General features: G+C 42.5%; 4 protein-coding genes and 1 pseudogene. All 5 read right to left on the bottom strand.

Going from position 1 to position 11,920, the window contains the following annotated elements:
• Positions 1-2,766, bottom strand: a 2,766-nt coding sequence (locus tag Q1V93_RS05645; protein ID WP_300662618.1) for a PKD domain-containing protein, incomplete at its 3' end; no start/stop codon positions are given.
• A gap of 301 nt (positions 2,767-3,067) precedes the next feature.
• Positions 3,068-6,151 (bottom strand): T9SS type A sorting domain-containing protein, encoded by a 3,084-nt coding sequence (locus Q1V93_RS05640; protein ID WP_300662615.1) that lies wholly within the window; start codon positions 6,149-6,151, stop codon positions 3,068-3,070.
• 141 nt (positions 6,152-6,292) lie between these two features.
• A complete protein-coding gene (locus Q1V93_RS05635) occupies positions 6,293-7,828 on the bottom strand; it encodes a hypothetical protein (RefSeq protein ID WP_300662612.1) in 1,536 nt (511 codons plus the stop codon).
• 152 nt (positions 7,829-7,980) lie between these two features.
• Entirely contained in the window at positions 7,981-11,499 is a 3,519-nt protein-coding gene (locus Q1V93_RS05630; RefSeq protein ID WP_300662609.1) for a PKD domain-containing protein, read from the bottom strand.
• A gap of 201 nt (positions 11,500-11,700) precedes the next feature.
• Positions 11,701-11,920: pseudogene (locus tag Q1V93_RS05625) on the bottom strand (nucleotide sugar dehydrogenase); the annotation flags it as partial.

Raw genomic sequence — 11,920 nt, 5'->3', positions numbered from 1 at the left:
TGTAACCATATAAGGTCCGGCCACTGTGTACGTATGACTCATTGTTGAAGGTGCGTTTGTCAAAATGGTTCCGTCTCCGAAATTCCAGGAATATGAATCAACGTTTTGCGGATTCAATACCGTGAATGTATAAGTCGGCATGTTGTTTTGAACAAACATGGCACTGTTTGCAGTAGGAATATTATTTACTGTTACGTTCACAGAACCAATTCCTGTACATCCGTCAGCATTTGTAACATACACCACATATGGTCCGGTCTGGGTAACTGTTCTTGTTTGAGTTGTTACCAAAGATCCGCTCCAAACATACGTTGCACCAGGGTTTCCTGCATCCAGGATCAACGATTCTCCTTCACAGATTGTTGTATCATTCCCTAATTGTACAGAAGGGTTTACATTCACGATGTCTACCGTTTCAATTTTCTTCGCACAAGAAGTACTTCCGTTGTTACTCATCCAAACATCGTATGTTCCCGGTTGAATTCCTGTAAAGATTACATCATTCCCCCACACAGACGGAGTTACACTTTGAGGAACCAATGCAAACTTACATTGAGAACTTGAAATCTGCCAGTCAGAAATTGCCTGACGCATTGCATCTCCACCTGTTGCAGCACTGAAAGCGTGTTTCCATGTGGAAGTATTCGCACTCATATAAGCTGCCGGCATTTGGATATTGGAGAAGATCGTTACTCCGTCAATAGACAAGCTTGCTTTTCCGGCAATATCAATTTTGAAAATCACTTGAGCATCTGTTTTCAATTTCCATGCAGCCGAGTTCGTGCTGTAATAAAGTGTTGAGGCTGCCGTAGGGAAAACAGCCGTGCTGCTCACACCTCCTGTATTTCCATAAACCAGGTAAATTCCAACTGCATTCGGGTTATTTCCTGCTGCATCGAATACCAATCTTAACTTCGAACCGCTACCGTTATGGTTTGCATTGTTTGCAATATCATCAGCGAATGAATACGTAATTCCGTCTGCTCCTCCCGTACCGAACGTATTGATCGGTTGGTCAGCAGTCATTTTAAACTTCATAATAAAGGAGTTGTTCGCTCCCAATGTAATTGCCGGGTCCTGAATAATTGCAGAAGCACCTGCAATACTTGTTGCAGATGGTGTAATTACCATTCTTCCTCCTGAAATTGCTGCTCCACCTTGTAACGTTACATTCGTCAGGTTTCCTGTGGTTGCAAACGGATTTGAGTAAATAAGTGTTTCAGTCGGTTCAAAAATATCCGACAACGTAACGATTCCACCTAAGTTGTTGCAGTCATAATCTACAACCGCCACATCAGCTCCGAATCCGACTACTACATTCAAAGGCAATGAATCAACCTGGTCCGGACAGCTGCTGCTTCTGACTTTGTAATAAATCGTGTATACGCTGTCAGCTCCCGGAACAAAGTTGTACGTATTTGTAGCGTTCCATGGTTGCAATACAGCTCCGGTGCTACTCAGGAATTGATATTCCCAGGTAGAGCCTCCATTGATCAATGCAGGAGCAACAGTTGTTGTAACCGTGACAGGAGATCCCGGTGCACAAATCTGATTCGGAGTATATGCCGCTGAGCGGTTTACTTTAGATAAAGGAGAAACAAAAGCTGTTGTTGTGGCTGTACAACCAAAAGAGTTTGTCCCCGTGATTGTATAGGTTGTTGCATTTGTTGGATTAGCCGATACCGTATCATTGTTCGCTACGTTCAATCCGGTAGACGGAGCCCAAACAAATGTCGTTGCCGGACTTACGTCCGATACGATTAACTGTACGTTATCACCCGTACAAAAAGCAATTTGCGGAGTATTGACCGTCAAATTCGGAACTGCATTTACATTTACGGAAGCTTCTTCAGAAGTATCTCGGTCATTGGTTGCCAAACACGTGGTAATTGCGCGAACATTTACTGTTTGGCTTGGAGAAGTTGAAAATGTAGCATTCGTTGCAGAAGCATAATCTGTCCATCCGGAACCACTGTTGTATTGCCATTGATAACCGAAACCGGTATTGAATGATCCGCCTGTCAAACTGAAATTAACCGCTTGTCCGGGACAAATTGACGTATTGTTGGCAACTGCTGTAGCATGAGCCGGAGTTCCCGTACAGCCCGGAGCAGCCGTCCACTCCAATTGTACATTCGGAGCCCATGTTCCGCGTGATGTAGCTGATGGCGGTGATAAGGGATCCGGGTTAATGGTCGCGTTACCATAATAGATCGTTCTGTTATCTGTTCCGTACGACGTATAACGCCAAAACGAACTTGTCGAAGATCCTGCCTGGTTTTCATCCACTCCGATCACAATATTATCTACACCATTCCATTGAAAAGGAGTTGTTAATGTGATTTCCAACCAGTTTCCCGTTGCAGGGAAAGTGACTGTTCCTGAAAAACAGTTTGTTAATCCTGCTGCAGGAATCCAATCTGTATTGGAAGTGAAATTCACCTTATTCGTGTGTCCTAAATAAACGGTCCATCCCGTTGAGTTTGCGGATCCTCCTGAACTGTAATAATAGCGGACCTTCGTAATTGACCCGATCCCGTTTCCGCCGGCTGCAATAATATCGGATGCCTTGTAAATACTTTGAGAGTAATGGTACGCATTCGCCGCATTTACCGGAGCATTGTTTGTTGTTGTGGTAGCGGTACCAACCGTAACCATCGTTTGAGCAGAAGAAAAGAAAGAAGTCATTGCTAAGGTAAGTCCGAAAGTGTACTTACCTAAAAGAAGACTTCTACGCATTTTGTTAAAAGTTAGTTGTTTCTTCATAAGTAATTTATAGTTTAATTTTCAGCTAACATATGGAAATAGCATACTTTCTGTCAAAAAAGAGAAAGGACAAAAAGGAGACAATTAACTTTTTGTTAAATTTTAGTACTATTCGATTATTATTGCTAATAATTTAAACGCATTACACTGATAATCAGCACGAAATTCATTCTATCCTGAAGTCTGACTTTAATCTTGTCCCAATATTGGGAAATGGGGTTTTGGGGAAATTGGAAAATACAGGCAAAAAAAAATGCGGACAGAAATACATCCTGTCCGCACTCTTCTTTTCTAGTTGTTATTATTGAATCACTAATTTAATAGTGCTTGTTTTGCTTTCATTCTGAACGCGTACGAAGTAAACTCCCGGAGTCCAGCCCTGAACAGACAATTCTGTTTGAGCATCCAATTTTTCAATGGTAGAAACCAACGTTCCTGTAGTTGAATAAACTGTTGCAGATGCAGCTACTGTTTCAGGAATTGAAATCGTTACTTTATCCGAAGCCGGGTTCGGGTAAACGCTCAATCCTTCGATTCCGTTTTCTTCGATTCCTGCCGTACTTGTAACAACGATTGTTTGAATCACCGTTTGTGTTCCACACTCATTTGTCAAAGTTGCTGTAACCATGTATGGTCCGGCTACTGTATACGTATGAGTTGCTGTAGAAGGCGCATTTGTCAAAGTAGATCCGTCTCCGAAATTCCATGAATATGAGTCAACGTTTTGCGGATTCAATACCGTGAATGTATAAGTCGGCATGTTGTTTTGAACATACAATGCACTGTTTGCTGCAGGGATATTATTTACTGTTACGTTCACAGAACCGATTCCTGTACATCCGTCAGCATTTGTAACATATACGACGTAAGCACCTGACTGTGTTACCGCTCTTGTCTGAGTTGTAACCTGAGAGTTACTCCAAACATAAGAAGAACCAGGATTTCCTGCATCTAAAGTAAGTACTTCACCCTGACAAATCGTTGTATCATTTCCTAATAATACAAGCGGGTTCAGGTTTTCTACTACAATCGTTTTGATTTTCTTAGCACAAGAAGTTGAGCTGTTACTGCTCATCCAGATGTCGTATGTTCCAGGCTGAACATTTGAAAAAGTCAACCCTGACTGCCATGTTGCCGGTGTTTGGTTCGCAGGAACCATCGCAACCTGAGAAGTCGGTGCAGTAACTACTACATTTGAAATTGCCTGGCGCAATGCATCACCACCAGTTGCTGCACTGAATACTTGTTTCCATGTGGACGTATTCGCATTCATGTAAGCTGCAGGCATTTGAACATTGGAGAAAATAGTTACTCCGTCCAAAGTCAAACTTGCTTTTCCAGCAACATCAATTGTCAATACTACCTGAACATCTGTCATCAATTTCCATCCTGCTGTATTGCTACTGTAATAAAGCGTTGAAGTAGCTCCAGGAGTAACTGATGTAGCACTCACACCACCTGTGTTTCCATAAACCAAATAGATTCCAGGTGAATTTGAGCCATTTCCTGCAGCATCAAATACCAAACGCAATTTAGAACCGCTACCGTTTTGGTTTCCTGTATTGGAAATATCATCTGCGAAAGAATAAGTCAAACCGTCTGCGCCACCTGTATTAAATACATTAATCGGTTGGTCAGCAGTCAGTTTAAAGCTCAATGTCATAGCATTATTTGCTCCTGTGTGGAAATTCGGATCCTGAATGATCGCAGAAGCACTTCCAATACTGGTTACAGACGGTGTAATAACCATTCTTCCACCGGTAATTGCTGCTCCACCTAGTAAAGTCACATTCGTCAAATCAGTTGTTGCATTAGCAAAAGGATTAGAGTAAACCGTATTCATGGTTACCTGCCCAAAACTGTTGCTCAAAGTAACAGCCCCTCCAAGGTTATTACAATCGTAATCTACCACATTCACTGTAGCACCGAAACCAACTACAACAGAGATCAAGCTTGAGTCAATTGCATCCGGGCAAGTTGTAGAACGCACATCGTAATAGATTTTGTAAACGCTATCAGCACCTGGTACAAAATTGTAAGCACCGGTCGCATTCCATGATTGCAACTCAGCACCATTCGCACCGATGAAACGGTATTCATAAGAACCTCCTCCGAAAAGAACCGCAGGTGCCGCAGATGCCGTCACTGTTACCGGAGTTCCGGGAGTACAGATTGTAGAAGGAGAATAGCTTGCGGTTTTGGTGATTTTAGAAACCGGAGTAACCATTACTGTTGCAGTATCTTTACAACCTGCCAAATCCGTACCGATTACAGTATACGTTGTCGGGTTAGCCGGGTTCGCATTCACCGTATCGTTATTTGCAACATTCAATCCTGTTGCAGGAGCCCATGCATAAGTCGCCGCACCGTTTGCGATTACCTGTGCCGGAGTTCCTGTACAATATGCTACAGCAGTGTAATTTGCAGCTACAGTTGGTGCTGCATTTACTGTAATAGAAGCTTCCTCAGAAGTATCGCGGTCATTCGTTGCAGAACAAGTTGTGATTACACGTACGTTTACCGTTTGGGTAGGTTGCGTGGAATAAGTCGTATTCGTTGCAGACGGATAATTAGTCCATCCCGCACCGTTATTGTATTGCCATTGGTAAGTCAATCCGTTTGCGAAATCAGAACCTGTAAATGACAAGTTAACCGGAGAAGTACTGTTGGAACAAATAGTCGAAACAGAAGTATTTGCCGTTTTATGTACAGGAGTTCCCGCACATGCAGGCGCGATCTCATGAACAAATTGAGCTTGAGGAACATACGAAAAACGGTCGATGCCAGCCGGAGGAGATGCCGGGTTCGGGTTATTACTGTCACTGTAATAATTCATAGAACGGTCTGCACCTGTACTATGAGATCTCCAGTTAATCGTTGAATAACCCGATGTGTTTTCATCAACCGCAACTACCACATTGCTCACACCATCCCAAATAAAAGGAGTCGACAAAGTGATTTCCATCCAGGTATTCGCTGCCGGAGCAGTTAACGTTCCGGAGAAAACCTGCGTCATACTGGTTACCGGAATCCATGATGCTGTATTCGAAAAACTGGTTTGAGAAGTTGACCCCATGAATACAGTCCATGAAGTAGCGCTTGTAAGAGATCCCGAAGTGTTGAAAAATCTGATTTTTGTAATTCGGTTTACCTGACCGGCAACTGCCGCGTCAAAATCGGACGCTAAATAAATCTGCTGAGAATAAGTATAACCGTAATAACCATAAATAGGAAGATTTCCGGTTGTATTTGTTCCTGTAGCTACACTCGTAGTTACAGTTTGGCCAAACGACATAACAGAACTCAATGTGACAGCAATTGCAATTGCAAGCTTGCCCGACAGAATTCTCTTACGCATTTTGTTAAAAGTAAGTTGTTCTTTCATAAAAAGATGATAAGTTTAATTTGGGGCTAACTTATAGATAATATAAGGTTTTACTAAATGTTTACTGAGACAAAAAGGGGACAAAAGACAGCTCTTGTTAAATACTTAATGCTAAGAAGATTTGGGTGTTTTTATTTTAAACTAAATCGCTTTAATAAAACGCGCGAGGTCGTCCAACGACTCAATATTCAGTTTTTTTCTCAGACGCAGATTCGTCTTTCTCACGGAATCAGGAGAAATTGCTAAAGTCCGTGCCATTTCAATGTTTGACAGATTCAATTTGATCAGGGCAGCCAGGCGAATTTCAGCAGCTGTGATTTCCGGAAATTGGTCGTGAAAGAAATCAAAAAAGCCCGGATTCAGTTTTTCAAACAGTCTTTTGAACTCGATCCAATCGTTTTCCGTCAATAATGAAAAAGACTGAAGGTGGGTCAACATGGATTCTTTCTCCGAATCAGTTCTTACAAACTGGTTCTTCTCAGCTGTTTCAAGTTGTTCACTCAATTCAGAAATCACTTTGTTCTTATCAAAAATGGTCGATAGCAAGGCGCGCATTTCGCGTTCCGTGGCATTCAATTCATCCTCCATTTTCAACGCTCTCAATGTCAAAATCTCTTTATCCTGCTTGCGTTTCCGCTGAATCTGTTTGATAATGATGAAACTGGTTAAACCTAAGATCAGGCAAATCACAAAAAGACCAAGAATGATCAGATCATCCTTTTTCTTCTTTTCCTTGTAGACAATATTTTCTCCCTGCTTCTTTTCAAACTCGATCTGAAATTCAGCATTCTGGATATTCAGAAACTGTCTTTCTTCATCGAGGATTTCTTTGAACGAAATGTATTTCCTGAAATTCGATAAGGCTTTCTTGTCCTGCCCGATTTTCTCGTAATAAACCGTCTTTGTACGATACAAAAGCCCCAGAAGCTGCGGACTTTCCTCTCCTACCATCAAACTATCGAAGGTTTTCATCTTCAAAGCTGACTGGGCAATTTTATTCTCTGCCAAATCCAATTCAATGAGCAAAGCCAGGGCATTTAATTCACTACTTGTCTGCTTGTTTTTCTTACTCATTTGAAAGTCAAGCTCAATAAGCTTGCGCGCTTTCTCATTTTCATTTCTCGTCAAAGCAATGTATCCCAGGTTTCCGGAAAGAATCCCGATCCAGGCATCTATCTTTAATTTTACAGCCTGATTATACGCTTTTTGAAGGTATTTCTCCGAAGTTTGATTGTCCAGTTTATCGCGATAAATCAAACTCAGGGTATTGTAGATCTTGATCTTGCTTTCTTCGGAAGTATTTGGATGATTTAAACTGATTTTCAGGTGTTTTTCCGACAAATCATATCTCCTGAAAAAATAGTAGACATGACCTAAAGCTTCATGAAAAGAAGCTAAATAAGGCTTGTGAGAGGTACAAACATCCTTTTCTTCACGCAGGGTAATGTAAAAGAAATAATAGGCATCCCGGTAATTTTGCCCGTCACTTAACCTGCTTCCTATCGTAAAACAGAATTCGGGAAAATCAGATTCCGCCGCGATTTCATCGTTTTTTGTCAGTTCTTTCAGAAACTGAATCCACTCAACACGACTTGTAAAATCAGCTCCATGATAATTTTCAAAAAGCTTCACATAGGAAAGTCCATTCCCCCGGTGCTCCGAAATAATTCGATTCACACCCCTTTCCGCCGTCAACTTAGCTCCAAACAAGGTAGTGCCAAGAATACAGAAAAAGGTCAGTAAGATTAAGTTCCGGTAAGTTTGTTTCAACGCGTAATTTGTTCAGTCTGATTTTTACAAATGTAAACTATTTCTATTGAGCAAAAAACTTACCTCATCAAATTCACATGTCCTGCAAACTGGAACTTCTCATCGTTGTCATCATCCTTGAAACGAAGAACCCAGGTGTAAAGTCCGTTCTGAACCATACTGCCTCCGTAAGTTCCGTCCCAGCCAACAGCAGTGTCTTTGGATTCAAAGATTACTTCTCCCCAGCGGTTGTAGATGTAAAACTCATAGCTTGCCGGCGAAAATCCTGCTGTCATGATCGGAAGGAAAATGTTGTTGTGCTCGTCTCCATCTGGTGTGAACGTATTCGGAACGTAAAACAACAGCTGGTCTTTCACGATGATTATTCTGTAAGTGGTATCCCGGCATCCCTGGTCCGAAACAACAATCAATTCTACATTGTAATTCCCCACCTGACCAATTGGAAACTGGTGAGTAGGATTCACTTCCTGGGATGTTGAACCGTCGTCAAAATTCCAGAAATTCTGGAAATTTAAGACCGATGTATTTTCGAAATTGGTTGTCGGATCAATGGAAAACACCTGTTGCGGATTGTAGTTGAAGCTTGCAATCGGAAGCGGATCCACACAGATCATATTACTCACCGTTTTCGAGGTAGTACACAAATTATCTGCAGTAATCTTCAGCGTTACATCAAAACAATCGATCCCGGTATAGGTGTGATTCACAATCGAAGGATTCGACAAAATAGTTCCGTCTCCCAGGTTCCATTCCACCACCGAATTCGGATTGGAAGTGCTTTCATTCAGGAACTCCACTTCCAGCGGAAAGCATCCTTTTACGACATCCGAAGAGAACGCAATAATCGGGTTTTCCGTAATACGAACCGCCACCTTTACCGTATCATTCACACACATCGTATCGGCTGGCAAAACGTAAGCAAAATCATAGTCTCCGTTCGGAAGCAAAGATAAATCCAGGATTCCTGTCGGTGCATCAAACTGATTGGTCGGGAAAGCAGAAGTTTCCAGCCAGTACGGATTATTCGTTTGTACTGATCCTGTTGTATACTGATTCAGATCAACAGTTGCACCGGTTGTATTACACAAGTGAAGACTTGTAGGATTTACTCCGGCCGGCTGGCTGTTTACCACAATCTGGAATTGACTCGTATCGTTCTGACAAAATGTTCCCTGTACGACATATTCCAACGTGTTTGACCCGACAGCGCCACTTACGGTTAATAAACCACCACTGGTTAAACTCGCACCTAAACCGTTGTTAACGTCCGCCCAGGTTCCTCCGGCAGTTGTTCCACCTGAAAGCAAATTATTCAAATCCACGACTCCATTGGTTTCACACCAAACTGCCAAACTATCCGCTCCGGCATGTTTCTGAGCTTCATAGGATACAACAATTGCATCTGTTGTTGCACAGTGCGCAGCATTTTTCACCGTTACCTGGTACGTTCCGGCGCTTGTTACATTCAGCGTTTGATTGGTTGAACCGTCATTCCACAAGTAAGTTCCGCCCGCATTATGAGCGTCCAAAAGCAAGCTTGACCCTTCACAAAGTGTCGTGTCCGGTCCCAGATTGACTACAGGAAAACCACTGTAGCTTACAACCACTGTATCATAAGAATAACAAATCGGTTTAAAAGTAATATCGTCCAACAGGAAGTCATTTCCGCCAATGCTGGTATTTTGGTTCAGAATACAGATTTGAGCAGAGGTATTCAAACCGGAGTTCCAGGTTTGAAAAAACTGTTGCCATGAGCAACCGATTACCGGAGTAGTAAAAACACTTCCCAAAGTGCTTCCATTAATGGAAAACTGCAGTTGTGCCACACTTGAATTGGTCAATGCATTGGAAGCCCACGTTCCGAATTGGTAGTCAGTATTCGATTGAACCGGCACATTCTGACACCACACATTGGTTCCCGGAACACCCGAACCATTCACCACCATCATTTGTGTTCCTGGTGCCGGTGTGTGATCCTGGCAGTTGCTGAAATCGTTATGTGCCAGATTCGGATTGGTAGTAACCGCATATGTTCCTTCGTTCGTAAGCAAACCGTAAGTTCCTCCGGTCCCGATAACATAACTCGTTGTGAATCCAGTATTTCCGGATTCAAAATCACCGTTCACAATTTGATTGCTCCCCAATTTCCCCACTTTTACACTATAGGTTCCTGCACTCGTCACGAAGCGTGTTGAACCGGTAGAATTATTGTTCCATTTATAGCTGTCGTAAGGCCCGGAAAGTGCTGCATTCAAAGTAATGGTTTGTCCGGTACACAAGGTTGTATCCGGTCCGAGATTCACTGAAGGAATGTTCCCGATCGAAATAGAAAACGTTGCATTGTCTGCCGGACAAGCTCCAACTGCCGGAACCTGATACGAGAACGTATAAACTCCCTGAGTAAGTCCGCTGGTATTGAAAACACTCGTTCCTGCATTAAAACTTCCGGATGGAGGCGTTGTTGTTTCCACCCAGGTTCCTGAAGGAGAAGATCCCGCAGATAAAAAACTGTTTAGCGTAATTACAGGCCCTGGCCCGCAATAATATGCGCCATTGTCGAAACCGGCAGAAAGCGGTTGTGAAACGGTAACGGTAAACATTTTCTCGTCCGAACAACCGGCTGTACCTCCATAAGCGTATAGCGTCTGAGTAGACGTGATCACTTGTCCCGCATTGTAGCTTATCCCGGTTCCACCCGAACCGGTATAGTATTTTTCGTTTCCGGCAAGCGTTGTTCCTGTAATAGCCGGAAGCGTATAGGATGTACAAGCCTGCACATTCGCAATCGGGTTTAAAACAGGCGTATTTGTCAGTGAAACGGTAATTTGAGCCGTAGAATCACTGCATCCTGTGGCATTGCTGATCGTGTAAGTATACACTCCGTTGGTATTTGTTCCGGGAGTAAACGTTCCCTGATATCCGTTCGTTAAAGCCGACGGACCTGTCCAAACTCCCGTGTGGGACATACTTCCGGGAATTTGCGAAAACAAATGATGTGTTCCCGCTCCGGCACAGGCAGTTAAATTCCCTGTCAAGGGAACCGGATTACATTGCGCAAGTTTCAGGTCATCAAACCCGACATCGTTTCCCGGACCGCCGGGAATGTTGGTAATGATTTCAAACGAAATACCGGTTGTTGGCGCAGTAAAAGCTGTCATGGTAATGTCATTCCAGGCTCCGCCGCTGAGTACATTCTGTGTTAAAACAATTGTTCCGGACGCATCCTTGATATTGATTGTCAAATCATTGGATCCTGTCCAGGCATCGCGCGTAGAAAAAGAAAAGCGGTATGATTGCCCGACACACAAATTGGTGAAGGGTTGATTGTAGATCAAACCCGAAAAACCATCCACGATATTCAGATACATTCCTCTCGATCCTGTTCGGATGCAGCCTGCATAAGTTTGTGGCGTATTTTGATAAGTAGTTCCAGGAATGATATAAGGAATGACCGTCGTATATTCGTATGAATCCGAGAAAATAGTATTCCAGTTACATTGAGAAAATGAAGGAGAGCTCATTCCCAGTGCAGCCAAAAAACAAAAGTGGATTGATTTCGAGAGACTTTTGAATATCATTGTTGTAGTTTTAGAATGATAAACTTCAAAAGTAGGTTAAGGTTGTCTGATGTTATTGGGACAAACACGGGACAAATCGCTATAAATAAGACGAAATGTTGGTTATAAAACAAAATAGCAGCCATTTTAACAAAAACAGCTGCTATTTAATTAAAAAGATTGTTTTTCGATTTTATGCTTTTACCGGATAAATCGTATTTATTACAAACTCCAGTATTCCAAATCGTTGATTTTTCCTTTATAAATTCCTTTGATATCGACAAAAACTCCCTGTCCGTCTTTCATAATCGACTTGAAGTAATTTTCGTCCAGGTGCTTATAATCTTTGTGATTTACCGCTACAATGATCGCGTCGTAGTTTTGTCCGATCTCCACCAAACCAACTCCGTATTCGTGTTCCATTTCTTCAGAAGATGCATGC

Origin of the sequence: Fluviicola sp., assembly GCF_030151805.1 — a bacterium.
Classification (GTDB): Bacteria; Bacteroidota; Bacteroidia; order Flavobacteriales_D; family Crocinitomicaceae; genus Fluviicola.
This window is presented reverse-complemented; position numbering and strand designations above follow the sequence as displayed.